This is a genomic window from Leifsonia sp. fls2-241-R2A-40a (assembly GCF_030209575.1).
Lineage (GTDB): Bacteria > Actinomycetota > Actinomycetes > Actinomycetales > Microbacteriaceae > Leifsonia.
In genome coordinates this window covers 1,172,132-1,198,759 of record NZ_JARVRS010000001.1, presented here as the reverse complement: position 1 = coordinate 1,198,759, position 26,628 = coordinate 1,172,132, and the positions used below count along the sequence as shown (strand labels likewise).

General features: G+C 69.1%; 26 protein-coding genes. 17 read left to right on the top strand and 9 right to left on the bottom strand.

The annotated features are described in order from the left end of the window. Positions 1-2 precede the first annotated feature (2 nt). Positions 3-824 (top strand): hypothetical protein, encoded by an 822-nt coding sequence (locus tag QRN40_RS06005; protein ID WP_285114617.1) that lies wholly within the window; start codon positions 3-5, stop codon positions 822-824. Continuing rightward, positions 799-1,818: an HAD-IIA family hydrolase gene (locus QRN40_RS06000; RefSeq protein WP_285114616.1), complete on the top strand. Its 1,020-nt coding sequence runs from the start codon at positions 799-801 to the stop codon at positions 1,816-1,818. The genes QRN40_RS06005 and QRN40_RS06000 overlap by 26 nt, the downstream gene beginning before the upstream one ends. A 6-nt stretch (positions 1,819-1,824) precedes the next feature. Here the strand turns inward: QRN40_RS06000 and QRN40_RS05995 are convergent, their stop codons facing one another. After that, positions 1,825-2,817, bottom strand: coding sequence for an o-succinylbenzoate synthase (locus tag QRN40_RS05995; protein ID WP_285114615.1), 993 nt, complete (start codon positions 2,815-2,817; stop codon positions 1,825-1,827). Positions 2,818-2,873: 56 nt separating this feature from the next. Here QRN40_RS05995 and QRN40_RS05990 point away from each other — a divergent pair, with 56 nt between their 5' ends. Genes QRN40_RS05990 through QRN40_RS05980 form a run of 3 tightly spaced genes read left to right on the top strand, consistent with a single transcriptional unit; the run spans position 2,874 to position 6,021 of the window. After that, a complete protein-coding gene (locus QRN40_RS05990; protein ID WP_285114614.1) occupies positions 2,874-3,785 on the top strand; it encodes a 1,4-dihydroxy-2-naphthoyl-CoA synthase in 912 nt (303 codons plus the stop codon). An 11-nt stretch (positions 3,786-3,796) separates the two neighbouring features. Further along, positions 3,797-5,011: an AMP-binding protein gene (locus QRN40_RS05985; RefSeq protein ID WP_285114613.1), complete on the top strand. Its 1,215-nt coding sequence runs from the start codon at positions 3,797-3,799 to the stop codon at positions 5,009-5,011. A 26-nt stretch (positions 5,012-5,037) separates the two neighbouring features. Continuing rightward, on the top strand, positions 5,038-6,021 hold the full coding sequence (locus tag QRN40_RS05980; protein ID WP_285114612.1) for a 1,4-dihydroxy-2-naphthoate polyprenyltransferase: 984 nt from the start codon (positions 5,038-5,040) through the stop codon (positions 6,019-6,021). A gap of 7 nt (positions 6,022-6,028) precedes the next feature. Here the strand turns inward: QRN40_RS05980 and QRN40_RS05975 are convergent, their stop codons facing one another. After that, positions 6,029-6,352: a DUF4229 domain-containing protein gene (locus tag QRN40_RS05975; protein WP_285114611.1), complete on the bottom strand. Its 324-nt coding sequence runs from the start codon at positions 6,350-6,352 to the stop codon at positions 6,029-6,031. A 42-nt stretch (positions 6,353-6,394) separates the two neighbouring features. Here QRN40_RS05975 and QRN40_RS05970 point away from each other — a divergent pair, with 42 nt between their 5' ends. From QRN40_RS05970 to QRN40_RS05960, 3 genes are all read left to right on the top strand, one after another. Continuing rightward, positions 6,395-6,751 (top strand): PLD nuclease N-terminal domain-containing protein, encoded by a 357-nt coding sequence (locus QRN40_RS05970; protein ID WP_285114610.1) that lies wholly within the window; start codon positions 6,395-6,397, stop codon positions 6,749-6,751. After that, positions 6,744-8,534 carry a 2-succinyl-5-enolpyruvyl-6-hydroxy-3-cyclohexene-1-carboxylic-acid synthase gene (menD, locus tag QRN40_RS05965; RefSeq protein ID WP_285114609.1) on the top strand — a complete coding sequence of 597 codons (1,791 nt, stop codon included), beginning with the start codon at positions 6,744-6,746 and terminating at the stop codon, positions 8,532-8,534. The genes QRN40_RS05970 and menD overlap by 8 nt, the downstream gene beginning before the upstream one ends. Positions 8,535-8,664: 130 nt before the next feature. Further along, entirely contained in the window at positions 8,665-9,225 is a 561-nt protein-coding gene (locus tag QRN40_RS05960; RefSeq protein ID WP_285114608.1) for a thioesterase family protein, read from the top strand. A 36-nt stretch (positions 9,226-9,261) separates the two neighbouring features. Here QRN40_RS05960 and QRN40_RS05955 read toward each other — a convergent pair whose 3' ends face one another. Continuing rightward, positions 9,262-10,632 (bottom strand): FAD-binding oxidoreductase, encoded by a 1,371-nt coding sequence (locus QRN40_RS05955; RefSeq protein ID WP_285114607.1) that lies wholly within the window; start codon positions 10,630-10,632, stop codon positions 9,262-9,264. Between the two features lie 85 nt (positions 10,633-10,717). Here QRN40_RS05955 and QRN40_RS05950 point away from each other — a divergent pair, with 85 nt between their 5' ends. After that, positions 10,718-11,683 carry a DNA-3-methyladenine glycosylase family protein gene (locus tag QRN40_RS05950; protein WP_285114606.1) on the top strand — a complete coding sequence of 322 codons (966 nt, stop codon included), beginning with the start codon at positions 10,718-10,720 and terminating at the stop codon, positions 11,681-11,683. A 19-nt stretch (positions 11,684-11,702) separates the two neighbouring features. Here the strand turns inward: QRN40_RS05950 and QRN40_RS05945 are convergent, their stop codons facing one another. Continuing rightward, positions 11,703-12,257, bottom strand: a complete 555-nt coding sequence (locus tag QRN40_RS05945) for an SRPBCC domain-containing protein (protein WP_285114605.1) — start codon at positions 12,255-12,257, stop codon at positions 11,703-11,705. Positions 12,258-12,341: 84 nt separating this feature from the next. Further along, on the bottom strand, positions 12,342-13,931 hold the full coding sequence (locus QRN40_RS05940) for a phytoene desaturase family protein (RefSeq protein WP_285114604.1): 1,590 nt from the start codon (positions 13,929-13,931) through the stop codon (positions 12,342-12,344). A 91-nt stretch (positions 13,932-14,022) separates the two neighbouring features. On the opposite strand from QRN40_RS05940, the gene QRN40_RS05935 reads away from it, so the two are divergent. After that, positions 14,023-17,682: a proline dehydrogenase family protein gene (locus QRN40_RS05935; RefSeq protein WP_285114603.1), complete on the top strand. Its 3,660-nt coding sequence runs from the start codon at positions 14,023-14,025 to the stop codon at positions 17,680-17,682. 24 nt (positions 17,683-17,706) lie between these two features. Further along, a complete protein-coding gene (locus QRN40_RS05930; protein WP_285114602.1) occupies positions 17,707-18,543 on the top strand; it encodes an aldo/keto reductase in 837 nt (278 codons plus the stop codon). An 81-nt stretch (positions 18,544-18,624) separates the two neighbouring features. Here the strand turns inward: QRN40_RS05930 and QRN40_RS05925 are convergent, their stop codons facing one another. The 4 genes from QRN40_RS05925 to QRN40_RS05910 all read right to left on the bottom strand — a co-directional run bounded on the left by QRN40_RS05925 (position 18,625) and on the right by QRN40_RS05910 (position 21,809). Next, the gene (locus tag QRN40_RS05925) at positions 18,625-20,049 is read right to left on the bottom strand and encodes a sensor histidine kinase (RefSeq protein ID WP_285114601.1); all 1,425 of its coding nucleotides are present in this window, start codon (positions 20,047-20,049) and stop codon (positions 18,625-18,627) included. Next, entirely contained in the window at positions 20,046-20,792 is a 747-nt protein-coding gene (locus QRN40_RS05920; protein WP_285114600.1) for a response regulator transcription factor, read from the bottom strand. Before QRN40_RS05920 ends, QRN40_RS05925 begins: the two co-directional genes overlap by 4 nt. An 88-nt stretch (positions 20,793-20,880) precedes the next feature. Next, the gene (locus QRN40_RS05915; protein WP_285114599.1) at positions 20,881-21,321 is read right to left on the bottom strand and encodes an SRPBCC domain-containing protein; all 441 of its coding nucleotides are present in this window, start codon (positions 21,319-21,321) and stop codon (positions 20,881-20,883) included. A gap of 50 nt (positions 21,322-21,371) precedes the next feature. Continuing rightward, positions 21,372-21,809 (bottom strand): Lrp/AsnC family transcriptional regulator, encoded by a 438-nt coding sequence (locus QRN40_RS05910; RefSeq protein WP_285114598.1) that lies wholly within the window; start codon positions 21,807-21,809, stop codon positions 21,372-21,374. Positions 21,810-21,957: 148 nt separating this feature from the next. Between QRN40_RS05910 and QRN40_RS05905 the strand changes: the two genes are divergently transcribed. The 6 genes from QRN40_RS05905 (at position 21,958) to QRN40_RS05880 (ending at position 26,571) form a co-directional block, all read left to right on the top strand. Further along, positions 21,958-23,433, top strand: coding sequence for a peptide MFS transporter (locus QRN40_RS05905; RefSeq protein ID WP_285114597.1), 1,476 nt, complete (start codon positions 21,958-21,960; stop codon positions 23,431-23,433). Positions 23,434-23,585: 152 nt separating this feature from the next. Then, positions 23,586-23,894 carry a hypothetical protein gene (locus QRN40_RS05900; protein ID WP_285114596.1) on the top strand — a complete coding sequence of 103 codons (309 nt, stop codon included), beginning with the start codon at positions 23,586-23,588 and terminating at the stop codon, positions 23,892-23,894. Between the two features lie 6 nt (positions 23,895-23,900). Further along, complete coding sequence (lepB, locus tag QRN40_RS05895; protein WP_285114595.1) at positions 23,901-24,635, top strand: signal peptidase I; 735 nt, start codon at positions 23,901-23,903, stop codon at positions 24,633-24,635. Between the two features lie 37 nt (positions 24,636-24,672). Then, positions 24,673-25,329: an MOSC domain-containing protein gene (locus QRN40_RS05890; protein WP_285114594.1), complete on the top strand. Its 657-nt coding sequence runs from the start codon at positions 24,673-24,675 to the stop codon at positions 25,327-25,329. Positions 25,330-25,392: 63 nt separating this feature from the next. Further along, a complete protein-coding gene (locus QRN40_RS05885; RefSeq protein ID WP_285114593.1) occupies positions 25,393-25,848 on the top strand; it encodes a VOC family protein in 456 nt (151 codons plus the stop codon). Positions 25,849-25,860: 12 nt separating this feature from the next. Then, complete coding sequence (locus QRN40_RS05880; RefSeq protein ID WP_285114592.1) at positions 25,861-26,571, top strand: winged helix-turn-helix transcriptional regulator; 711 nt, start codon at positions 25,861-25,863, stop codon at positions 26,569-26,571. Positions 26,572-26,628 lie beyond the last annotated feature (57 nt).

Genomic DNA, 26,628 nt, shown 5'->3' with positions numbered 1-26,628 from the left:
CCGTGCGTCCGCGTCATGACGACCCGGACATCCCTGACGACGTTCAGGCTCGAGATCTCCCCGGCGAAGCACGCGTCGAGCTGAAGACGCTCAGCAAGGACAACGCGGACTGGGTCGCGAAGCACCTCGTCATGGCGGGTCGCCTCATCGAAAGCGAACCCGAGCTCGCGCACCAGCACGCGGTTTCGGCGTCGCGGCGTGCCGGGCGCGTGGCGGTCGTCCGCGAGACGCTCGCCATCACGGCGTACGCGACCGGCGACTTCGCGCTGGCCCTCCGGGAACTGCGGACGTATCGACGGATCTCCGGCTCGAACGACCAGCTTCCCCTGATGGTGGACAGCGAACGCGGAGTGGGCCGGCCCGATCGTGCGCTCGAGCTCGGTCGCTCTGTCGACCGCTCCACGCTGCCCGCCGACGTGCAGGTCTCCCTGGCGATCGCCATGTCCGGTGCGCGCCTGGACCTGGAGCAGCCGGAAGCTGCCCTCGCCGAACTGGAGATTCCCCAGCTCGATCCGAACCGTGCGTTCAGCTACAGCGCGGACCTGTTCCACGCGTATGCCGAGGTGCTGGAAGAGCTGGGCCGAGACGACGACGCTGCGCGCTGGCGCAGCCGAGCGACGCGTGCCGAGGAGGCGCTCGACCAGGCGCAGGACACGGACGAGCACGAGACGATCGACATCATCGAGGAAGAAGTGTTCCTCGATCTGACGGACGAGGACGAGACAGCGGACGACAACGAAGCGGCCGACGTGGACGACTTCGTAGCCGAGGACGACGACGTGGAGGGCGAGCCGCACGATGGCACTGTTTCGACGGAGCAGTGAGGGCAAGGCTCCGCTCGACGGAGTCGACCTCGTCCTCGCCGACCTCGACGGTGTCGTCTACAAGGGCGCCGACGCCATCCCGTATGCAGTGGACAGCCTGAATGGTGTCGCCGAAACCATCCGGGTCGGTTACATCACCAACAACGCGTCCCGAACGGATGCTGCGGTGGCCCAGCATCTCACGGAGCTGGGCCTGAACGTTCGCCCGACCGACGTGGTCACATCGCCCCAGGCCGCTGTTCGCCTGCTCGCGGATCATGTGCCCGCGGGATCGAACATCCTGGTCGTCGGCGGGGACGGCCTGGTGGACGAGGTCCAGAAGGGCGGCTTCTCCGTCACCCGATCCGCAGACGACGAGCCCGCTGCGGTGATCCAGGGCTTCTCGCCCGACATCGGCTGGACGGAACTCGCCGAGGCGGCGTTCGCGCTCCAGGGCCGGTCCGACGACGAACGTCCGTGGATTGCGACCAACACCGACTGGACCATCCCCGTGGCTCGCGGCATCGCTCCCGGGAACGGCACCCTCGTCTCGGCCGTGCACACCGCGGTCGGGCGACTCCCGTTGGTGGCGGGGAAACCCGAGCGCGCGATCTTCGACGAGGCCGTGAATCGCTTCCAGGCGAAGAAGCCCCTCTTCATCGGGGACCGACTGGACACGGACATCCTGGGTGCGAATCGGGCGGAGATCGATTCGGTCCTCGTTCTGACGGGCATCGACGGAGGCAAGCAACTGCTCTCGGCCGACGCGAACTCGCGCCCGACCTACATCCTGAACGACCTTCGAGGTCTGACCGAATCGTATCCGCAGGCGCGGACGGCTCGGGACGGCTCGGTCAGCGTCCGCGAGGCGACCGTGGCCATCGATGGGAACGAGGTGCGGATCGTCTCCGAGGGGCCGGATCGGCTCGACCTCCTTCGGGCCGCGTGCGCCGCCATCTGGAACTCGGGTCGAGCGATTTACGGGCTCGAGGTACCGGAGAGCCTGTACGCCTGAGCCGGTTCAGAGCGCGGCGGAGTGCTCCAGGATGCGGTGGCATCGCCTGATGCGGTCCCGCCACCACTCGGTGCGGCCCTGGTCAGCGCTCAGCGCATCCAATCGGCTCGACGACACGGTCGGACGGACGACGGGGATGCTGCCGTCGACCGGGACCAGTGGCTCATCCGCGACGTCATCGACGAACATCGCCACCGTGCCGAGTCCGCAGTCGAAGTCCACGTCGGGCAGCGCTGCGGCCAGGTAGGCGCCCATCGCGATGCCCACCGAAGTGTCGATGGCGCTCGACACCACCGCCGGCAGGCCGGCAGCGGCGACGATGCGCAGTGCGGAGTGGATGCCGCCGAGCGGCTGCGCTTTGACGATCAGCAGGTCGGCCGCCCCGGCACGCGCGACTTCGAGCGGATCGGCCGCCTTGCGGACGCTCTCGTCCGCGGCGATCGGGATGTCCATGTACTTGACCCGACGGCGGAGCTCGGCCAGCTCGTCGATGGTCGCGCACGGCTGTTCGACGTACTCCAGATCGAACGGGGCGAGGGCATGGATGGCGTGCTCGGCCTCGTCCAGATTCCACAGCGCGTTCGCGTCGATGCGGATGCGTCCTTCGGGACCGAGTGCTTCACGCACAGCACGGACACGAGCAACGTCGTCGGAGAGCGTCTGGCCGGGCTCTGCCACCTTCACCTTGGCGGTCCGAACGTCGGGATAGCGGGCGAGTATCCGCGCGACATCGGCGGCCGGCACCGCGGGAACGGTCGCATTGACCGGAATGCGCTGCCGCAGCGGCTCGGGAGTCGGTCGCCAGCCGAAGTCGACGGCCGCGCGAAGCCACGCGGACGCCTCCTCATCGTCGTACTCGACGAAGGGGGAGAACTCCGTCCAGCCCTGTGGCCCCTCGAACAGCACCGCCTCACGCACCGTGATCCCGCGGAAGCGCGCGGTCATCGGCAGGGAGACCACACGCGAAGTTGCCAACAGGTCGGCGAGTTCCGGCACCATTCCACAAGTTTTGCACGGCCGGGTCGCGGCGGAAGCGCGAACCGTAGGCTGGATCCATGCAAGCGGACGTCTCAGAACTCTTCGATCCCGACGTATGGCGTGAAGTTCACGGCTACGAGGACCTCACCGATATCACCTATCACCACGACATCAGTGGGCGCATCGCACGCGTCGCCTTCGACCGTCCCGAGGTGAGGAACGCGTTCCGGCCGCACACCGTCGACGAGCTCTACTCGGCGCTCGAAGACGCACGGACGAATCCGCGGATCGGCGTCGTGCTGCTCACCGGCAACGGACCGAGCCCGAAGGATGGCGGGTGGGCGTTCTGCTCGGGCGGCGATCAGCGGATCCGCGGGAGGGACGGCTACAAGTATGCCGAGGGGGAGACGGCGACGAGCATCGACAAGGCGCGGGGAGGACGGCTGCATATCCTCGAGGTGCAGCGCCTGATCCGGTTCATGCCCAAAGTGGTGATCGCGGTGGTTCCCGGCTGGGCCGCCGGCGGCGGCCACTCGCTCCACGTGGTGTGCGACCTCACGATCGCGAGCGCCGAGCACGGTCGGTTCAAGCAGACGGACGCCGACGTCGGCTCGTTCGACGCGGGCTACGGGTCCGCCTATTTCGCACAGCACGTCGGGCAGAAGTTCGGTCGCGAGGTGTTCTTCCTTGCGCGGGAGTACTCGGCTCAGCGTGCTCAAGAGATGGGAGCCGTCAACGCGGTCGTCCCGCATGCCGACCTGGAGAAGGTCGCCCTCGAGTGGGCGAACGAGATCCTGACGAAGTCGCCGACCGCGATCCGGATGCTGAAGTACGCCTTCAACGCGGTCGACGACGGACTCGTCGGGCTGCAGCTGTTCGCGGGCGAGGCCACGCGGCTGGCCTACGGGACGGATGAAGCGGTGGAGGGACGGGACGCCTTCCTGCAGAAGCGCGAGCCCGACTGGTCGCCGTTCCCCTGGCAGTACTGAGGCGGCGGGTCATGAGTCGAGCCGTTCGGGTGATCGACGCCTCGCAGCCGGAGGACGTCTTCGCCGCTCTCCGTGAGTCGCTCGGCGGTGGGGGAGACGCCGTGGTGCCGCGGAGCGCGAGCGAGATGCGGAGCGCCGTGGTGCCGCGGAGTGCGAGCGCGAGCGCACCGGGCCAGCGGGTCGGCGGCCTGTCGTGGCCGGCGGACGACGAGCGCGTCGCGCAGAATGTGGCGCTCATCATCGAGACGTCGGGATCCACAGGGGTGCCGAAGAGGGTGGCGCTCTCCGCGGATGCGCTGCTGGCGAGCGCGGCCGCCTCGGCCGGGGCGCTCGGCGGACAGGGGCAGTGGCTGCTCGCACTTCCCGTTCACTACGTCGCCGGAGCTCAGGTGCTGGTGCGGTCACTCGCGGCCGAGACGGAGCCGATCCTCTACGGTGCGGGCCACTTCGACCCGGAGCGGTTCGCGGATGCTGCCGGGGAGTTGAGCCATGACCTGCGGTACACGTCTCTCGTTCCCGTGCAGCTGGGGAGGCTCGTGGAGGCGATCGAAGGCGGCTCGCGACGGGTGGCCGGCGCCCTTCGGAGTTTCGACGGGATCCTCGTCGGCGGCCAGGCTCTCAATCCCGGACTCCGGGAGCGGGCGGAACGGGTGGGGGCGCGGATCGTGAGTACGTACGGCTCCAGCGAGACCGCTGGAGGGTGCGTCTACGACGGGCTTCCGATCGGGACCACCGTGGTGCGGGAGATCGGTGGACAGCTCGAGATCTCCGGGCCGGTTCTTGCAGAAGGGTACGTCGGCGATCCCGAGCGGTCGGCGTCCGCGTTCGCTGAGCACGACGGCGTTCGCTGGTATCGCACGGGTGACCTCGGAAGCGTGGACGACGAGGGCCGCGTATCCGTCGCGGGCCGTGCGGACAACGTGATCATCTCGGGCGGGGAGAAGGTGCTGCTGGACGCCGTCGAGCGGGTCGTCCGAGAACTCCCGGGGCTCGGGGAGGCGGTCGTGGTGGCGGTGCCAGACGCCGAGTGGGGACAGGTGCCGGTGGTGGTCTCGGAGGGGAGCAAGGGAACGGAGCTCGAGGCCGTTCGGAGGGCGCTCGCGGAGCGCCTGGGGCGAGCTGCCGCGCCCGCCCGCATCGTCGAGGTGGACCGGATGCCACGGCTGGCGAGCGGAAAACCGGACCGGGTCGTCATTTCGGCGCTCGCCGCGGAACGAGGGGCATAGCGGATGTTGTTACGATTCGCTCTGTGATGAGTCAGAACAAGCCACGCATGCAGCGGATGGCGCCGCCCACCGCCCGCGGACCGCGCGGCGGGCGCAGCGGACGCCCGGGAGCGGCCGCCGCCAACGTCAAGCCGGCGACCACGGCCGACTGGATCGCGGGTGCGCGACTCCGGACGCTGCCTCTGGCGATCGCGCCGGTGCTCATCGGTGTCGGGGCGGCGAAGATCGCGGAGGGGCCTGGAGTCTGGCATCCCGTCCGGTCGCTGCTGTGTCTGGCGGTCGCCGTGCTCCTGCAGATCGGCGTCAACTATGCCAACGACTACTCCGACGGCGTCCGGGGGACGGATGAGTTCCGTGTCGGACCGGGCCGCCTCACGGGCTCGGGCAAGGCGGCGCCGCGCAAGGTACTCACGGTCGCGCTGACGTTTTTCGCCCTGGCGGCGATCGCGGGCGTGATCCTGGTGATCCTGACTCAGCACTGGTGGGTGCTGCTGATCGGGGCGGCGGCCATCGCTGCGGCGTGGTTCTACACCGGCGGCAAGCGTCCCTACGGGTACTACGGGCTGGGCGAGGTGTTCGTCTTCGTGTTCTTCGGCCTCGTCGCGACCGCCGGCACCACGTTCATGCTCGCCGGAACCGTCAACCAGGAGTCGTGGTACGGCGGGGTGATCGCCGGCCTCATCGCCTGCGCCGTGCTCATGGTCAACAACATCCGCGACATCGTGCCCGACAAGCAGGCGCGCAAGCGGACGCTCGCGGTTCTGCTCGGCAACGTCGCATCCCGCATCGTGTTCTGCGTGCTGCTGCTCGTGCCGTTCCTCATCCTCGCGGTGCTCGCGGTGTTCTACCCGTTCGCCTGGTTCGGGATGTTCGCGCTGCTCGCCGCACTGCCCGCCTGCGTGATCACGCTCTTCGGGCGCACTCCGCGCGAACTGGTGACGGCGCTGCAGCTGACCAGCATCACCGGTCTGCTCGTCGGAATCGCGCTCGGCGCCGCCTACGCGTTCTGACCTTCGGTCAGGCCGCTGAACCCTCGCCCGACTCGGAGCGACGAGACGTCTCGGGCCCGGAGCGCTCGTCGCGCGCGTCGACCGCGGCATCCTCCACGTCGTCATCCTCCGAACGCAAGGGCTTCTCGCGGTGGCGAACCGCATAAAGCTCCGACGAGACCGCGTTTCGCGGACGGCTCAAGAAGATGTACGAGAGGCACAGGCCGATCAGCGCGGCAGCGATGACAGCCAGCCACCAGACCACGCCCACCAGCAGCAGGATCGCGAGCGGCACCGCGAACACCAGGAGGCGCAGCACGGTGTAGGTGATCCAAGAGGGAATCCGCTTCACCCTCCCAGCTTAGAGACCGTCTCTGAGAGTTACGATTGACCCATGGTTCGCCTCTGGATAGCCCTCGGCGTTGCAGCCGTGGTGTTCTACATCTATTCGGTGGCAGACTGCGCCTTGTTCGATCGCTCTCGAGTGCGCGGCCTTCCCAAGCCCGTGTGGCTGCTCGTCATCATCCTGTTCCCCGTCATCGGCGGCATCCTGTGGTTCCTGATAGGCCGCGGCCGGCGGAAGGCTCTCGCACGTCGCGTGTCCGCGCCGGACGACGACCCCGAGTTCCTCGGAAAGCTCCGGATGGACCACGACCAGGAGGAGCGCATCCGGCAGCTCGAGAAAGAGCTCGCCGAGCTGGACGAGAACGGTCCCGACAACAACGATCAGACCGGCCGCCGGGATGGGTGACGGCCCGCATCCGGGCGACGTCACGACCATGGCGGCTGCCGCGACCGCGGCCACCGGTAATCCTGCGACCGACTTCTCGGTCGCACTGCTGAGCGCTTTCGTGCGAAACGGCGTCCGCGACCTCGTCGTGAGCCCCGGATCGCGATCGCAGGCCCTCGCGCTCGCGGCCGCGGAACTGGAGCGGTCGGGCTCGGCCCGCCTCCACGTCAGGATCGATGAGCGCTCGGGCGGGTTCCTCGCGCTCGGTCTCGCTCGCGAGACGAAGGCGCCTGCCGTCGTCATCACCACCAGCGGGACCGCGACAGCGAACCTGCACCCGGCAGTCCTCGAAGCGCACGAGGCCGGCATCCCGCTCATCGTCGTCACCGGCGACCGCCCGGAGGAACTGCGGGGCATCCGCTCCAACCAGACCACGCAGCAGGACGGCCTGTACGCGTCCGCGGTCCGCTGGTCGGACGACGTGGATGCTCCGACCGGCGCCCCGTCAGAAGGCGAGCGCGCAGTGGCGCTCGCGGAGGCGGCCGTCCGCGCCGCCGTCGGAGCGGACAGCGCGGATCCGGGTCCGGTGCACCTGAACGTCGCCTTCCGCGAGCCGCTGTCGGTGGCCGTCCCCGAGCTGCCCGAGCAGCCGACCGGCGTCCTGCCGTCCGTCGCCGGGCCCGAGGCGCTCGGCCGTACGGTCGTCGACATCGACGGCGGGCGGCGAACCGTCGTGGTGGCGGGAGCCGACGCCGGCCCCCGCGCAGAAGAATTCGCCCGGGAGGGCGGCTTCCCGCTGATCGCCGAAGTGTCGAGCGGTTCGCACTTCGGGCCCAACCTGGTCGTCTCCTACCGTGACTTGCTGCGCGACGAGGTGTTCGGCGGAGCGGTCGAACGTGCCGTCGTGTTCGGTCATCCGACGCTGAGCCGCGAAGTGCCTCTCCTATTGACCCGCGAGGGCATCGAGTTGATCGTCGTCGCGCCCACGGGGGGCCAGGCGTACAACCCGGGCCACCGCGCCCGGATCGTCGGAGGTGTCCGTGCCGGGTCCGACATCGATGTCCGGTCACCCGAGGTCCGGGGCTGGGTCGGGCGGTGGGTGTTCGCGAGCAGGCGTCTCGCCGAGCAAGCCGAGCGGGAGGCCGATCCGGCAGCCGTCGCGCCCGATGTCGAGAAGGCCCGTTCCTTCGAGCCGGCCGATGCCCTGGCCTTCGCGTCGGCCGAGCTGGCGGCGATCCGCGCGCCCATCACCCGCGCCCTGCTGGCGGAAGCCGTGTGGCGGTACACCTGGCCGCACGATCGGCTGGTGCTCGGCGCATCCCGGTTGATCCGGGATGTCGACCGCATCGTGCCCGGCAAGAAGATCACCGTGCACGCCAATCGCGGACTCGCGGGGATCGACGGGACGATCGCCACGGCGACCGGGATCGCGCTCGCCAGCCAGGCTGCTGCGCGGGCGGCTGAGACTCCGAGCGGCGTCACCCGTGTGCTCCTCGGAGACCTCGCCCTCCTGCACGACGTCGGCTCCCTGCTCGTCGGGGCAGGAGAGGCCGTTCCCCACCTTCAGGTGATCGTCGGAAACGACGGCGGCGGGACGATCTTCGACGGCCTCGAGGTCGCAGGAACGGCTCCCGCGCAGGCCTTCGATCGCGTCCTCTACACACCCCAGTCCGTGGATTTCGCCGCGCTCGCGAGCGCCTACGGCTGGCCCCACCGCGTCGCGCGCACCAAGGGTGAGCTCGACCAGGCCCTGTCCGCTCCGCCGGCGGGCGTCAGCATCCTGGAGATCCCTCTCACCCGCTGACGGCGTCAGGAGACGGACGTCGCACCGGTTGCGGCGGTGATGGCGACCGCACAACGCGCATCCACTCGGTCGTCTGCCAGTTTGGAGCAACCGCACAACGAATGCGCCGGTCCGGTGGGGGATCACTAACATGAGCCGCGTGCACATGATCTTCCGGACGATGCTTCACGCGATCATCTCTCGATTCGGAGCCCGGCTCGGTCACTGGGACGTCGCGCGGACGAAGTTCCGCGTCCTGCCCACCGACCTCGACATCCTGAAGCACATGAACAACGGCGTGTACCTCTCCATCGCCGACATTGGACGCTTCGACCTGCTCCAGCGGAACGGCGTCTGGGCGATCTTCAAGAAGCGCGGCTGGTACCCGGTCGTCGCTTCGGAGACGATCTCCTTCCGGAAATCGCTCGAACTCTGGCAGCCGTTCGTCGTCGAGTCGCGCATCCTCGGCTTCGACGCGAAGGCGGTGTACGTCGAGCAGCGTTTCACCGTCGACGGCGAGATCTACACGCAGGCGTTCATCCGCGGCCGGTTCCTCAAGCGCAGCGGCGGAGTCGTCACGATCGAGGAGCTGCTGGATGCGGTGGGCCCATCGCCCACGGACGTCACCATCCCGGAGTGGCTCCTGGAGTGGGGCGCGGACGCCGCGCTCCCGTCGACACGCGTGGATGCGCCGAGCGTCTGGAGCGAGTGAGCCCGGACGCCCGGCGGATCCCGGTCGCGAGCGGGGTCAAGCCGGCCCGAAGGCGAACACCTTCTCCGGGTCCCACTGGCTCCGCGCCGCTTCGAGCCGGTCGAAGACCGCGGGCGGCCACACCTTCTCGAATGCCGCCCGGTCGGCGAGATCTCCCGCGAAGTTGACGTTGGTGATCGCCGACACCCGGTCGCCCAAGGCTTCCGCGATTGCCCGTGCCCGCGCGGGAGCCGCCTCGGCGAACGTCGACGGGTCTCCCGCCAGAAGACTGAGGGTGTAGGCGCTGTCGCGGCCGCCGACGGAGGTGCCGTCCTCGGGGTCGCGGGCGGTGGCGCCGCCGAGCTGGCGGATCTCCGCCGCCAGGAAGGGCGAGCCGGAGCCCGGACCGGCGAGTTCGAGGATGACGTCGCCGGCGTCCTGGTCGAACGAGTCCAGCATCAGGCCGCGGATCCAGGTGGGGCCGCCCTCCTCCGGGTCGTTGTGGATGCTCGCGACGGCCGTCGCGGGCATCTCAGCGACGAAGTCGAGGTAGACGGGCGCGGCCGCGCGGATCGGTGCGAAGAGGCGCTCGCCTTCCACGGGGTCGCCCGGATAGGCGAAGCGGACGCTCACCACAGAGCGACCGCGCAGCGGCGGCGGCGGTCCCTCCATGTCCGGCACGTCGAGCAGGACGACAGAGGTCGTCGCCTCGTCCGGAAGGTCGGCCGACCAGTCGATCCAGGCCCTCAGCGCCGGTTCGATCGCGTCGCCCTCGAAGAAGACGCTTCCGCCGTAGAGGGAGCGCAGCGCGACGAGTTCGAGCAGCATCTCCGTGACGACTCCGAGGCCGCCCTTGCCTCCGCGGAGCGCCCAGAACAGTTCCGGATTCGTGTCGTGGTCGGCGACGACGACACTCCCGTCCGCGGTGACGACGCGGAAGCCGCGCACCCAGTCGGCAGTGAAGCCGTATCGCCGCGCGAGGGGGCCGATACCGCCGCCGAGGCTGTATCCGACCGCGCCGACGCTGGTCGATGATCCCGTGATCGGTGCGAGCCCGTGTTCCGCCGCGGCCACGATGACGGGGGCCCAGCGGACGCCCGCGCCGATGCGGGCGAGCCGGTTCTCCGCGTCGATGGACAGCTGGTCGAGTCCACGAGTGGACACGATCATGCCGCCGATGATCGGCGCTTCCGCGCCGTGACCGGTGGATTGGACCCGGACCGGGAGCCCGAGGTCGCGGGCGAAGCGGACGGCTTCGGTGACGTCGCCCTCACTGGCGACGGCGACGACGATGTCGGGGTCGTGGCTGATCGCCGGATTGAAGCAGGCGACCTCCGCTGCGAGCCCCTCATCGCCGCGGACGTAGACGGTGCCGGTCAGTGCCTCGCGCAGGCGCGCGACATCGGCCGATTCGAGTTCGATTCCCATGGCAGGCAATGTAGGGGATACCTCCGACGTGCGGGAAGACCTGCGGGGCAGGTGGACCGTCAGTCGCGTGACGTAGTCTTCCTGCATGACCGCCGTGCTCCCCGCTCCCCGTGCCTCCGGGTCGGGCGCAGCACCGGACGCCGAGACCGTCTACCGCCCCGCCGGCCCGCTCGACATGGCGGGCACGCTGGGCCTGCTCGGCCGCGGCCCGTACGATCCCACGACGACCTGGGATCTGCGCGGGATGTGGCGCACCTGGCGCACGCCAGAGGGCGCGGCGACCCTGCGCATCCATCGTCGATCTGCCGACGGGAGCATCGCGGCCGCGGCCTGGGGACCGGGTGCGGAGTGGTCGATCGCCGCCGTCCCCGAACTGCTCGGGAAGAGCGACGACTGGTCCGGGCTCGACGTGAGCGGGCATCCACTGCTGCGCGACAGCAGACACCGCAATCCCGGGATACGGCTGGCGCGGACGGGTCGGATGCTCGAGGCGCTCCTCCCGGCGATCATCGAGCAGCGCGTGACCAGCCTCGAGGCGTACCGCTCGTGGTCGCGCCTGCTGCGGTGGTACGGGGAACCGGCGCCCGGTCCAGCGCCGGAGGGCATGCGCGTGACGCCGACCGTGCAGCAGTGGCGCGGCATCCCGTCGTGGGACTGGCATCGCGCCGGCGTCGACCCGCGACGCGCGCGTGCGATCCAGGCTGTACTCGCCGTCGCATCCTCGCTCGAGCGGGCCGTCGAGCGGGCCGAGAGCCTGACGGCAGCGGAGACGGCGCTGCAGACGATCCCGGGAGTGGGGCTGTGGACGGCCGCGGAGACGCTGCAGCGCTCCCACGGACACCCGGACCTGGTCAGCGTCGGGGACTACCACTTGGCGCATCAGGTCGGCGAGGCGCTCATCGGGCGACGCGTCGACGACGATGGGATGCTCGAACTGCTCGAGCCCTATGCCGGGCACCGGCAGCGCGTGGTGCGACTCATCTTCGCGAGCGGCTTCCGGTTCGAGCGGCGAGGGCCGCGGGTGACCCTGCAGGATCACCGCTGGCACTGACGCGGATCGGCGTCGGCCGTTACGACGAAGCGGCGGAGCGGGCGGCCGCGGCGTGCTCGGAGCGCAGGTCGCGGTCGAGCTCCCGGCACAGCGTCCGGTAGTGCTCGGTCATCGCCGGGCCGTAGCTGCTCCAGTCCGGCAGCGGTTTGTGGTCGTGCGCTGCGACGAGGCGGTCGAGGAAGTAGTCCCATCTCGTCCCGGAGTCGGCTTCCGCAACGACCGAGCGCATCCGGCGTCCGACCGTGACCGTCGTGTGTCCGCTCCCCTCGGTGAGGTGCACGAACATCCTGTGGGACGCCCCGGCCGGGCCCACGTCGGCGCGGAGGCGGTGCGGCGCGGAGCACTCCATCACCGAGACGTCCTCCCAGTCGGCGCCGTCCTTCTCGGCGGTCATCCGCAACTTCACGGCGCCGGTCGAGCCGGTGCCTTTGTACTCGCCCAGCCACGACGCGAGGCGCGGCGAGCGGCTGAAGTAGGTCCACACCTCCTCGATCGGCGCTTGGAACATCCGATCGAACACGAGGTAGACCCCGTCGTCCTTGCGGACCAGTCTTCCTGTCGGCTGCGGCATCATGGTGACCTCCGTCGGCTCAGCCTCTGGTGATGCACACCTTAGTCACCGTGGCCTGGAATCGGCAGAGGGCCGCTAGGAGGGTTCTCAGCCTTCGAGGACGGCCATGGCGGCGTTGTGACCGCCGAGCCCGCTGACCGCGCCGCCGCGTCGTGCGCCGGAGCCGCACATCAGGATGCGCGGGTGCTGCGTCGCGACGCCCCAGCGCCGGGCCGGGGTGTCCAACGGTTCGTCGTCTTCGGCGAACGGCCACGACAGCGGGCCGTGGAAGATGTTGCCTCCGGGCATGTTGAGCGCCTGCTCCAGGTCGCGCGTCGTCTTGGTCTCGATGCAGAGGCGTCCGTCGGCATCGGTGAGCAGCAGGTCCTCGATGGGCTCGGCGAGCACCGAGTTCAGCGAGGCGAGCACCGCGTCCTGGAGCCGCTGGCGGGTGGCGTCGTTGTTCTCGTCGGTCAGCCATCGGTCGGGCGTGTGCAGGCCGAAGACCGTGATGGTCTGCGCGCCGGAGGCAGCGAGGTCCGGGTCGAGGATGCTCGGGTCGGCGAGGGTGTGGCAGTAGATTTCGCACGGCAGCAGCTCGGGCATCACACCGCGCGTCATTCCGGCGTAGGCGTCTTCGAGCTGCGTGAAGGTCTCGTTGATGTGGAAGGTGCCGCCGAAGGCCGCCTTCGGGTCGATGGCGGCGTCTCGGAGGCGGGGGAGGCGCTCCAGCAGCAGGTTCACCTTGACCTGCGCGCCCTCGGCCTTAGGGCGCGGCGGTTCGGCCGGCTCGCCCAGCAGCGCGTCGAGCACCTCGGGCGCGACGTTGGCGAGCACATGCGCGCCCTCGACCCGGCGATCGTGACCGTTCCGCCGGTACTCGACGGTGCCGTCCGGGTCGATGCGGGTCACCTCGGCGCCCGTGACGATGCGGGCACCGGCCTCGCGTGCTACGCGGTGGAGCTCGCCGGTCACGGCGCCCATGCCGCCGATCGGCACATCCCACTCCCCGGTGCCCTGGCCGATCACGTGGTACAGGAAGCAACGGTTCTGCGAGAGACCCGGATCGGCGAGGCTGGCGAACGTGCCGATCAGCGCGTCCGTCGCGACCACTCCGCGGACCAGGTCGTTCTGGAGACGCTGCTGGATGAACTCGCCGATCGGATCCTCGATCAGCGCCTGCCACAGCTCATCGTCCCCGACCAGCGCCTTGGCCTCGGACCGCGTGAGCAGGGGCTCGGTGACGGTGGGCCAGAGGGAGCGGGCGAGTTCGCCGGTGCTTTCGTAGAGTGCATCGAACGAAGCGGCATCGTCGGCCGCTCCGATCCGGGCGAAGGACGCTTCCGTGGCCGCGGCGTCGGTGTTGTCGATCAGGAGGCCCGCGCCGTCGGCATCCCCCGGGACAGGCGTGTAGGAGGAGTAGCGGCGTCGCGCGAGACGGATGTCGAGGCCGAGGTCGGAGATGATGCGCTTCGGCAGAAGGCTGACCAGGTAGGAGTACCGGGAGAGTCGCGCCTCGACGCCGCTGAACGCCTGGGCGCTGACCGCTGCGCCGCCCACTTCGTCCAGTCGTTCCAGCAGGATGACCGACTTGCCCGCCCGTGCGAGGTAGGCGGCGGCAGTCAGTCCGTTGTGTCCGCCGCCGACGATGACGATGTCGTGCGTCGCGGAGGTGGATGCGGAGGATCGGTCGGTCATGAATTGACTCTATCCGCGGTGGACAACGGCAGTTCTCTACAACTTCAGGTCGCTTCCGGGGGCGCTCAGCGCCGGGTAATAGTGTCGTCTCATGGTCGAAACAACGGATGGCGCCGAGGCGCGCCCGGCGGTGATCGCTCACGAGGCGGTCGAGCTGGTGCAGCGCTGGCTCGCCGAGAGCGCGCATGGCGACGACGGCGCTGCGCGCCAGCAGGATCCCGCTGCCCAGAGACTCGCTGGGGTCCTCAGTGATCCGAACGGTCTCGACTTCGCGGTCGGGTTCGTCGACGGAGTCGCTCGCCCGCAGGATTTGTTCGTCGCCGGCTACAACCTGCAGCGCGTGGCCAAGCGCATCCCTGCTTTCCTCCCCTGGTACATGCGATTCGCGATCTGGCTCGGGGGAGTCTTCGGGCCGGTGCTGCCCTGGGTGGTGATCCCCGTGGCGCGGCGCGTGCTCCGGCGGATGGTCGGCCACCTCGTCGTCGATGCGACGCCCGACAAGCTCGGACCCGCGATCGCGCGGCTCCGAGCTCCCACGGATGCATCGGGGGACGGGGCACGGCTCAACCTCAACCTGCTCGGTGAGGCGGTGCTGGGTGAGAAGGAGGCGCAACGGAGGCTCGAGGGCACCCGAGCGCTCCTGGCCCGCGACGACGTCGACTACGTGTCGATCAAGGTGTCGTCGATCGCCTCACAGCTGTCGATGTGGGCGTTCGACGAGACGGTGGAGCGCGTGGTCGAGCGGCTGACGCCGCTCTACGAGCTCGCGGCCGCATCCCCGACCCCCAAGTTCATCAACCTCGACATGGAGGAGTATCGCGACCTCGACCTGACGATGGCCGTGTTCACCACCATCCTCAGCAAACCCGAGCTTCTCCGGCTCGAAGCGGGGATCGTGCTCCAGGCCTACCTGCCGGATGCGCTCAATGCGATGCAGACGCTGACCGAGTGGGCGACCCAGCGTCGCATCGCCGGGGGTGCACCGATCAAGGTCCGGGTGGTCAAGGGCGCCAATCTGGCGATGGAACGAGTGGATGCGACGATCCACGACTGGCCGCTCGCAACGTACGAGACGAAGCAGGCGACCGACGCCAACTACAAGAGGGTGCTCGACTGGTCGCTCACGCCGGAGCACACCGATGCGGTCAAGATCGGCGTGGCCGGTCACAACCTGTTCGACATCGCATACGCGTGGCTGCTGGCCTCGCGGCGCGGGGTGACGGCGCGGATCGACTTCGAGATGCTGCTCGGGATGGCGACCGCTCAGGCTGACGCGGTCAAGCGCACCGTCGGCGGCCTCCTGCTCTACACGCCGGTGGTCGATCCGGGCGAATTCGACGTCGCCATCTCGTACCTGATCCGACGACTCGAAGAGAACGCGAGCTCGGAGAACTTCATGTCCGCGGTGTTCGAGCTCGACTCGAACCGCGAACTGTTCGAACGCGAGAAGCAGCGCTTCCTCGCCTCGGTCGCCGAGCTGGAGGCCGAGTCCGGCCCGCGCGGCGTCGCTCCCCTTCCGAACCGGCAACAGGACCGGACCCACGAGTGGGAGCAAGCGTCCGCGCCGTCATTCACTCGTGCGCCGGCGCCCGAGGTTTCCGAGGCGCCCACCGCGCAGGAGCAGGGGCTGACGAGTGTGGTGCTGGGGCTCACGCGGGGCTCCGGGGGCATCGCGTTGCCGCGACCCGGAGCAGAGGTGGAGACGGTCGTCGCGGCGGAGCGCTTCCGGAACGCGCCGGACACCGATCCGTCGCTGTCGGCCAACCGTGCGTGGGGGCGGCGGATCCTCGCGCGGTCGGCGGATTCGGCCATCGGGGCGGACACCATCGCGGCAGCCGTCGTGGATGACGCCGGCAGGCTGGACGCAATCCTGGAGAGCGTCGCTCAGGCCGGGCGCTCCTGGGGAGGACGGAGCGGTCATGATCGCGCCTCCGCACTCGATCGCGCCGGGCATGCCCTCGAGGCCAATCGCGATCGGCTGATCGAGGTCATGGCCGTCGAAACAGGGAAGACGATCGCCGAGGCGGATCCGGAGGTGAGCGAAGCCGTCGACTTCGCGCACTACTACGCCGGCCGCGCCCGCGAGTTGGATGCTGTCCAGGGTGCACGATTCATCCCGGCAGTACTGACCGTGGTCGCGCCGCCATGGAACTTCCCGGTCGCGATCCCGGCGGGGTCGGTGCTTGCGGCGCTCGCCGCGGGAAGCGGTGTCGTCATCAAGCCGGCTCCGCAGGCGCGTCGGTCGGCCGCGGTCATGGTGGAGGCGCTGTGGGAGGCCGGCATCCCGCGGGACCTTCTGGCACTCGTCGACGTCGCGGAGAACGAACTCGGTCAGCAACTGATTTCGGACCCGCGGGTCGACCGGGTGATCCTGACCGGGTCGTACGAGACGGCCAAGCTGTTCCGTTCCTGGCGGCCCGACCTTCCTTTGCTCGCCGAGACGAGCGGCAAGAACGCCATCATCGTGACGCCGAGCGCCGACTACGACCTCGCGGTGGCCGACATCGTCAAGAGTGCCTTCGGGCACGCGGGCCAGAAGTGCTCCGCAGCGAGTCTGGTCATCCTCGTGGGATCGGTCGGCGGTTCGGAGCGGTTCCGCAACCAGCTTGTGGATGCGGTGACCAGCATGCGCGTGGGGTACCCGAGCGACCCGACCAGCCAGATGGGGCCGCTCATCGAGCCGGCGTCGGGCAAGCTGCAGCACGCGCTCACCACGCTCGGCGCGGGCGAGCAGTGGCTCGTCGAGCCGCGGCGGCTCGACAACAGCGGGCGCCTGTGGAGCCCGGGAGTGCGGACCGGGGTGCAGCCGGGCTCCTACTTCCACCTCACCGAGTTCTTCGGCCCGGTGCTGGGCATCATGACCGCACGCGATCTGGACGAGGCGATCCGCTTCCAGAACGCGGTGGAGTACGGACTCACCGCGGGGCTCCACTCGCTCGACTCCGACGAGCTCGCACTGTGGCTGGACACGGTCGAAGCCGGCAACCTGTACGTCAACCGGGGCATCACCGGAGCGATCGTGCGGCGACAGCCGTTCGGCGGATGGAAGCGGTCGTCGGTCGGGGCGGGTGCGAAGGCGGGAGGGCCGAACTACCTGCTGGCGCTCGGGAGCTGGGTCCCCGAGGCCGGACACTCCAGCTCCAGCCTGCACCTGCGTGGGCTGGAGCCGCGGGTCACCGACCTCATCGAATCCGGGCAGTCGTCGATGGACTACCCGTCCTTCGACCTGGTCCGACGCTCAGCGCTCAGCGATGCCATCGCCGTGGCCACCGAGTACCACCGGGTCGCGGATGTCTCCGGGCTGGGCGTCGAGCGGAACCTGTTCCGCTACCGGCCGGTCCCGGTCGCGATCCGGCTGTCGGAAGGCAGCTCGCTCCCCGAACTGCTGCGCGTCATGGCGGCCGCCACGGTCGCGCGCTCGCCGTTCACCGTCAGCACGCCGGTGAAGCTGCCGAAGGCGATGCTCGCCCTCCTCAGGGAGCGCGAAGTGGAAGTGACGGTCGAGACGGATGCGCACTGGCTGTCCCGCGTGCGTTCGCGGCGCATCGCCGCGCACCGGATCCGGCTGATCGGCGGCGACCCTGTCGCGCTCGCCGCGGCCCTCGGCGGGACGCCCGACGTCGCCGTGTACAACGGCCCGGTGACGCCATCCGGGCGGATCGAGGTGCTCACGTTCCTCCACGAGCAGGCGATCTCGATCACGAACCACCGCTTCGGCAACCCAACCCACCTGTCCGACGGCGTGATCTGAGCGCCCGCGCGTAAGGTCTGAGACATGACGACGGCATCCATCCCCTCCTTTCCCCTCAACGGTGGCGGCAGCATCCCGCAACTCGGGCTGGGCACGTGGCCGCTCGACGACGCGGAGGTCCAGAAAGCGATCGTCGCGGCTGCGGAGATCGGCTACCGTCACGTCGACACGGCGGTGAAGTACGCCAACGAAGTCGGCGTCGGGCGGGGGCTCGCAGCGAGTGGGGTTCCCCGCGAGCAGTGGTTCGTGACCACCAAGCTCGACGGGGTGTACCAGGGCGATGACCGCGCCGTGGCCGGCCTCGACGACAGCCTGCAGCGGCTCGGGCTCGACTACGTCGACCTTCTGCTGATCCACTGGCCGCTCCCGAAGCGCGACCAGTTCGTCTCCACGTGGGAGACGTTTATCCGGCTTCGCGAGGCGGGGAAGGCCCGGGCGATCGGCGTCTCCAACTTCAAGCCGGCGCACATCGACAGGATCGTCGCCGAGACCGGGGTCACACCCGCGGTCAACCAGATCCAGCTCAGCCCCCCCATCCCGCGGCGCCAACAGCGCGCCTACGACAGCGAGCATGGGATCGTCACCGAGTCGTGGAGCCCCATCGGCGGAAGCGGCGACCTGCTCGCCGAGCCCGTGCTCGCCCGCCTGGCCGAGAAGCACGGGCGGACGCCCGGGCAGATCGTCCTGCGCTGGCACGTGCAGAACGGGCTGGTCGCCATCCCGAAATCACGGAACCCGCAGCGGATGGCCGAGAACCTCGCGGTGTTCGACTTCGACCTCGACGCGGACGACCTCGCCGCACTCGACACCCTCGACGAGGGCCCCGACGCCGGGGTGGACTCAGACCGCAGCGGGCACTGACGCCCGAACAGACGCGAGCCGAGTCGGTCCCGAGCCGAGCCGAGTCGGTCCCGAGCCGAGCCGAGTCGGTCCCGAGCCGAGTCAGTCGCGCCGGATCGGCAGCCTCACGGTGACCGTCAACCCCGACGGTGACGCGTTCGCCAGCACGACGCGGCCGCCCGCGGCGCCCGCCAGCGCGCCGACGATCGCCAGCCCGAGTCCGCCGCCGGACTGACCGGTGCGAGCACCGTCCGCACGGGTGAACCGGTCCAGCGCCACGGGGATGAACTCCTCCGGCATCCCCGGGCCGGAGTCGTGCACTGTGAGCACCGCCACCTCGCCGCCGTCCTCGCCGTCCTCCAGCCTCAGCGCGGCCGTGACGGTCGCATCGGCGCGGTCGGGGCCGGACGAACGGATCGCGGTGATCGCGTTCCCCAGCAGGTTGTCCAGGATGCGGCCGAAATCGGTCGGGGACAGTGCCACCCGCGCCTCCGGGTCGGGGCGGCGCCGAGGGTCGTACTCGAAGTCGACCGAGATGCCCGCCGCCTCGTCGTCGCTGCTCACCAAAAGGCGCGCACGGTCGATCGCATCCGTCAGCTCGTCCACGAGGGTGCGCCAGTCGATGCGTCCGCTCGACGGCCCGGCCTCGATCCGCGACAGCTCCAACAGGTTGTTCGCGAGCTGCGCCAAGCGGATGGCGGTCGCGTGCGACGACCGGACGTCGGACAGCAGGGCATCCGCATCGCCCGCATCCAACTCGGCGAGCTCCAACTGGCCGCGCAGGACCGCGAGCGGCGTCCGCAGCTCGTGGCTCGCATCCGACACCATCTGGCGCTCGCGATCCGCGGACGCCCGCAGCCGCAGGATGAGGTCGTTCAACGTGGTCGCCAGCTCGGACAACTCGTCCTCGGCCGGTCCGACCGGCAGCAGCCCCGCGTCCTCCGGCGTCGACCCTGCGATGCGGTCGGCCTGCTCGCGCATCCGGCTCACGGGCCGCAGGGCCGCCCGCGCCAGCAGCCACGACGCCGCACCGAACGCGAAGATCACGACGCCCGCGCCGACCAGAAGCGCGATGGTCAGGCGGTCCAGGATCAAGGCCGTGGTCTCGTCATTCCGCGCCGCGACGATGTGCATGATGCCATCGGAGGTGGCGACGCTCCGGGTGAGGACCAGGTAGTGATCATTCCCCGCCTGGACCTCGCGCGGGTCGTCTCCCTGACTGATGAGGGAGTGGATGCGGTCCTCGAGCGCTTCCGGCAGGGTCGAGGCGAGGACCGACCCCTTGGCGTCCACGATCGCGAGCTCCTGCCCGCCGCCCGGCAGGTCGAAGGGGCCGGACGGCTTCGAGGGGAGCGCCTGGGCGGGCGCCACGACGTCGTTATTCAGGAGCGTGACCGTCGCGTTGTGCAGGATGGACGACACCCCGATGCGGATGATCACCACGGCGAGCAGAGCGAACAGTGCGGCCACGACGAGGCTGCCGATCGTGATCCGCGCCGTGATCGACAGCCGCCGAAGACGGTTCACAGGGTCGAAGCGGTGTCGTGCGCGTTGGGAGCGGACTCGGAACCGGCGCCGGCTCGGGAGCGGTCTGCGGCGTTGCGGGCATCCAGCCGGTAGCCGCGTCCGCGTTCGGTGACGATCGAGAGGCCGGCGCCCGCCGCATCCAGCTTCTTCCGCAGATAGGACACGTACTGGTCGATGACGTTCGTGCCGATGTTCTCCGTCGTCCCCCACACCGACTCGAGGATGTCGGAACGCGACAGCGTCTTGTCCGGGTTCGTCGCGAACAGGCGCAGCAGGGTGAACTCGCGGCGGCTCAACGGCATCTCGTGCCCGGCGACCAGCGCCTGATGCTCGTGGGAGTCGATCGTGAGCCGGCCCACGGTGACCTGGGGGCGCATCCCGGTCGGCTCGCGCCGCAGCAGCGCACGGACCCGTGCGGCGAGTTCGGCGAACGCGAAAGGCTTGGTCAGGTAGTCGTCGGCGCCCGAGTCGAGCCCGTGCACGCGGTCCTCGATGGCATCACGCGCCGTCAGCAGCAGGATGGGCATGGGGTTCGACGCCTCACGGATGTGCCGGCACAGCTCGAAGCCGCTCATCCCCGGGAGCATGACGTCGATCGCGGCGGCCGAGTAGCCGTCGCTGCGCAGCGCGATAAGCGCATCCACACCGTTCGTGACCAGCGTGACGTCGTAGCCCTCGGCAGCGAGACCGCGCTGGACGAGGCCTCCCATGTCGGGATCGTCTTCGACAACGAGCAGCTTCATGCGCCCATCGTCCCACTGTTGGCCGTGCTGGCGCTCGGATCCGGCGGTTGCCCGCCTCGCGCGGGCTGAACGTTCTCGAAGGAGCGGCTCAGTGCTCCTCGACGTGTTCCTCGACGACGGACTTCAGCGTCTGCAGGACCATGGCCCAGTTGCCGCTCATCCGCTCGGCCTCCTCGTCGTCGGCGCAGCCGTCCTGAGTGATGGTGACTCGGGTGCCCTCGGCGCCGCCGTCGTCGAGCAGGTACGACACCGTCTGGTAGCTCTCCGGCACATCCGGCTTGCCGCTGAGGGGGCTGTAGTAGCTGGTCGCCAGGCGCTCGCCGGGGACGATCTCGAGGATGGTGCCCTTGTCCTCGTACGGCTTCCCCTCCCACTCGCCGCGGTAGACGATCGGGCTGCCCTGCTGCCAGTCGGTCACCACCCGGCTGCCGAACATGAATCGCGCGATGGTGTCGGGGTCGGTCAGTGCCTGCCAGAGGCGCTCGCGTGAGGCGTCGATGTGGATGTCGGCTCGTGCTGTCGTGCTCATGCCGCCAGTCTCTTCCACGCCGCCGCCGCGGTCTTGAAGTTTCGCGACGCTCAGGCGTGGCTGCGGTTGATCAGCCGCGAGAGCACGATGGCGCTGCGCGTGTGGTCGACGTTCGGCGCGAGACGCACCTTCTCGAGGGCCGCCTCCAGGCTCGGGATGTCGCGCGAACGGATGTGGACGATGGCGTCGGCGCTCCCCGTGACGGTTCCGGCATCCACCACCTCGGGCACCGCGGACAGGATGCGCAGCAGCTCCTCCGGCGAGACGGTTCCGCGGCAGAACAGTTCGACGTACGCCTCGGTGCTCATCCCGTCGATCGCGGGATCGACCTGGATGGTGAACCCACGGATCACGCCGTCGGCGACGAGACGGTCGACTCGCCGCTTCACGGCGGACGCCGAAAGTCCGACGACGGAGCCGATGTCGCCGTAGCCCGCGCGGGCGTTCTGGCGGAGCAGGTCGAGGATGCTGCGATCGAGGTTGTCCACGGGCCGAGTTTATGGTGAATCTTTGCGTCCAAGCGAGGGATGTGACCGTTTTGTGCGCGCAGGCGCACGAACGGACCTCGGCCGGCAGAGGGCGTGGGGGTGAAACAGGGCGTTCACCTTCGTCTCGCGCGGTGGCACTATTGGCGCCATGAGCGAGACGGACACCGCGCCGGCGCGACGCGACGACGACAGCAGCCACGGGTTCTTCGGTCAGCCGCGGGCACTCGCCAACATCTTCGGCGTGGAGATGTGGGAGCGATTCTCCTTCTACGGCATGCAGGGCATCCTGCTCATCTACCTCTACTACTCGGTCGAACGCGGCGGGCTCGGCATCGACCAACCCACCGCCGCCGGCGTGGTGGGGGCGTACGGCGGCGCGGTCTACCTCTCGACCATCCTCGGTGCGTGGCTGGCTGACCGGCTCTTCGGATCCGAGCGCGTGCTGTTCTGGAGCGCGGTCGTCATCATGGCCGGGCACATCTCGCTCGCAGTGCTGCCCGGCGTCACCGGTGTGCTTGTCGGTCTGCTGTTCGTCGCGCTCGGCAGCGGAGGCCTCAAGGCGAACGCGACCCGGATCGTCGGGACGCTGTACGCCGAGAAGGACCCGCGGCGTGACGCGGGCTTCTCGCTGTTCTACCTCGGCATCAACCTGGGCGCCTTCTTCGGGCCGCTGCTCACCGGGCTGCTGCAGACGACGCTCGGGTTCCATTGGGGCTTCGCCCTGGCCGCCGTCGGGATGGCGATCGGCCTCATCCAGTACTCGCTCGGACGAAAGCGCCTGCCGGATGAGGCGCGCCACGTGCCGAACCCGCTCCAGCGTTCGCGGTATCCACTGGTGATCGGCGTCGCGGTGGGGGCGCTCATCGTCATCGTCGTCCTCGTGCTGACGCGTGTGATCAACGCGTTCAACCTCGCGCTGTGGGTGATCGGCGTGACCATCGCGGCGGCCGTCGCGTACTTCGTCGTGATCCTGTCGTCGCGGCTTCTGGGACCGGAGGAGCGCAGCCGCATCGTCGCGTTCATCCCGCTGTTCATCACCAATGCGGCGTTCTGGTCGCTGTACCAGCAGCAGTTCACCGTCGTGACGATCTACTCGGACGAGCGTCTGAACCGGAATCTGTTCGGGTGGGAGTTCCCGGTGTCGTGGGTGCAGTCCATCAACCCGATCTTCATCATCATTTTGTCCGGGGTGTTCGCCGCGATCTGGACGAAGTGGGGCGAGAAGCAGCCCTCGACGCCGATCAAGTTCGCTGCCGGAACGGTGATCATGGGTCTCGCGTTCTTCCTGTTCCTGTTCTGGACGGGGGGAGGCGCGAACAGCACGCCGCTGCTGGCGATGGTGGGCATCCTGTTCGTCTTCACGATCGCGGAGCTGCTGATCTCGCCCGTCGGCCTGTCGGTGACGACGAAGCTGGCGCCGCGCGCATTCCAGGCGCAGATGGTCGCGCTGTACTTCCTGTCGGTCGCGCTGGGGACGGCGATGGCCGGTCAACTCGCGAAGCTCTACAAGCCCGAGACCGAGGGCATCTACTTCAGCGTGATCGGCGGTGTGGCCGTGGTGATCGGTGTGGTGCTGGCGCTGGTGAGCCCGTGGGTGCTGCGGATGATGCGCGGGGTGCGCTGAGCCGGAGCCGAGCGCGAAGGCGGCGCCGAAGCGGAATTGCCGCGACGTGGGAGCGCGCGTCATGACGCGCGATTCGCTCCGTCCATATGGATAACCGCCACGGATAGGGGCCTCTTGGCTTCTGACGGGCGGACGATCCAATGGAGGAACAAATGTCCCGCTTCACGACCCCTGTGTCGATCGCCATCGCTAGCGCAGTTGTTGGCGGATCGCTCTTGATCGCAGCCGCTCCCGCCCAAGCAGCCGGCACCTGCACCAAGGTCACGCTGACGGTAAATGCCGCCCGGACCGCGGCCACAGCGAAGAACCCATGCACGAATCTGTCCGGTCGCTACCAGATCGTCTCGTTCAACAGCAAGAACCAAACAACGGGCAGCGTTACGTTGGTCGTTGCACCCGGTGGCTCCGCAACGTGGACGAAGGGGTCGTACGCGGACGGCTACTACGTCAACATCCTGTAGCCACCATTGACAGAGACATCGACGACACTTGAGGCGCGCCGTTCCGCCCGGCGTGCCTCCAGCTGGAAGACCCTGCTGCGGGATGTGGTGGTCATCTTCGTGGTCGCGGTGCTGGTGTCGTTCCTCATCAAGACGTTCGTCGCCCGCTCCTTCTACATCCCGTCCGGGTCGATGGAGAACACCCTCCAGATCAACGACCGGATCATCGTCAACGAGCTCCAGCCGAAGGTGTTCGGGCTGCAGCGCGGCGACGTCGTCGTCTTCAAGGATCCGGGCGGCTGGCTGCCTCCTGCTCCCCCGGCCACCGGCAATGCGTTCCAGCAGAGCGTCGGCGCCGTCCTCGACTTCGTCGGGCTGGGCGCCTCCGACTCCGACCAGCACCTGGTCAAGCGCCTGATCGGCCTGCCCGGCGACCACATCAGCTGCTGCAATGCTCTCGGCCAGATGAGTGTGAACGGCGTCCCGCTGAAGGAGCCCTACGTGCTTCTTCCCGCCGGCGTGCAGGCGGTCTCCGAGAAGTCCTTCAAGGTCACGGTGCCCGACGGCATGGTGTGGATGATGGGCGACAACCGCTACAACTCGGCCGACTCCCGCTATCACATGGACGACCCGGGCAAGGGGTTCGTCCCGCTCTCCGACGTGGTCGGGAGAGGGTTCGTGATCAGCTGGCCGGTGAGCCACTGGTCGTGGCTCGACAACTACCCGGATGTGTTCCGCGGCGCCGAGCGAGAGGGCGACTGAAACGGCCGGCTGGCATACTGGGCGGATGACTGGGCCGATGGCAGAGATTCTCGCGGTGTGCCGGGTTGAGCAGCTGCTCCCCGATTCCGGCATCGGCGTCACGGCGATCGACAAGCGGCCGGTTGAGAAGCGGCTGCGGGTGCGCCCGCTGGGGCTGTTCGGCGACGTGCAAGCCGACCGCAAGCACCACGGCGGAGCGTCGAAGGCGCTGTACGCGTACGCGGAAGAGGACGCCCGGTTCTGGGCGGAGGAGCTCGGGTACGACATCCCGCCCGGCCGGTTCGGCGAGAACCTGCGGACTGGTGGGATCGATGTGAACGGCGCCGAGATCGGTGAGCGCTGGGCGATCGGCGACGAGCTGGTCGTCGAGGTGACGTGCCCGCGCGAGCCGTGCGCGACATTCCAGCGCAGGATGAAAGAGCCGCAGTGGGTGAAGCGGTTCACGGCGGAGGGGCGCCCCGGCGCATACCTGTCGGTCGTCAAGTCCGGCAGCGTCGGCGCCGGAGACGGCATCCGGGTGCTCTCGCGCCCGGGGCATGGGGTGACAGTGGCGTCCTGGTTCTCGGGGGCCGACGACGCCCAGGCCGACGCGCTGGAGGCCGCACAGGCGAACGGCCTGGTGAAGGTGGTGCGGGAGATGGAGGAGTCCATCCGAAGAATCCGATCGCGGCGTTTACTTGTTCTTGACAAGTAAGCTTGCAAAGAGCAAGCTAAGCGTATTCGGGCACCATTCACCTCACCACGCTTGGAGCACACCATGTCACTCAACATCTTCGTGAACTTCACGACGAACGACCTCGACCGTTCGAAGGCGTTCTACGAGTCCCTCGGCTACACGATCAACCCGCTCTTCACCGACGACAACGCAGCCTGCGTCGTGCTGAGCGACACCATCTACTTCATGGTCCAGACGCGTGAGTTCTACGCCACGTTCACGGATAAGGAGATCATCGACCCGCGCACCCAGGCAGGCGCGTCGATCGCCCTCAGCCAGGACTCGCGCGAAGAGGTCGACGCCATCGTCGCCAAGGGTCTGGAGGCCGGCGGCACCGAGCCCCGTCCGGCGCAGGACTACGGCTTCATGTACTCGCGTGACCTCGAGGACCCGGACGGCAACAACCTGTCCTACCTGTACATGGCGCCGCAGGCGGCCGAGCAGGGTCCTGAGGCGTACATGGCCGAGCAGGGAGCCGCGTCTCCGGCGCAGGCCTGAGCGCACATCCCGATGGCGACACGATCCCCGCGCGGCTTCGGCCAGTACGGCGGGGTGGCGCGCGCCGTCGAGCGGGTCGGGGAGCGGTGGGCACTGCTCATCGTCCGGGACCTGCTCGCCGGCGCGCGTCGCTACAGCGACCTGAAGGCGGGGCTGCCGCGCATCCCGACGAACATCCTCAGCGATCGGCTGAAGGAGTTGCAGCTGGCGGGAGTGATCCGCCGGGTGCCGACCGTGCGCGGCGGCTACGAGCTGACCGCGCTCGGACGCGGCCTGGAGCCGGTGGTGCTGGCGCTGGAGCGCTGGGGCTGGGCGGCGCCCGGCGACGCCGCCGACGGTGACGTCTTCACGGCGGACGCGCTCGGCATCACGTTGCGCGCGGCCTTCCGCAGCGATGTGGCGGCCGCGTTCCCGCCGACCGAATACCTGCTGCACGCCGGCGAAGCATCGGTCAGTGCTGTGGTCGCCGGCGGTGCGCTGGACGTGATGGATGTGGGGCCGGATGCGCTGCCGCAACCGCAGGGCCGCCTGTCGGTGGGCTCGACGGAGGACGTGCTGGAGTTCCAGGTCGCTGTAGCCGATCTCGACCGGCTCCTCGGCGGCGATGTCTCTCCTCTGGAGGTGCTGGCGGGCAGGAGCGAGCTGGTCGAGCGGTTCGGCAGCACCTTCCGCTTCGACCCGCTGCCGGGAATGGGCGTTGATGCGGAGAGGTCCGCCGCCTAGGCCCCTGTCGTATCGAATGCGCTTGTGGCATCCGCCGCATTGAGCAGTACGATCGCT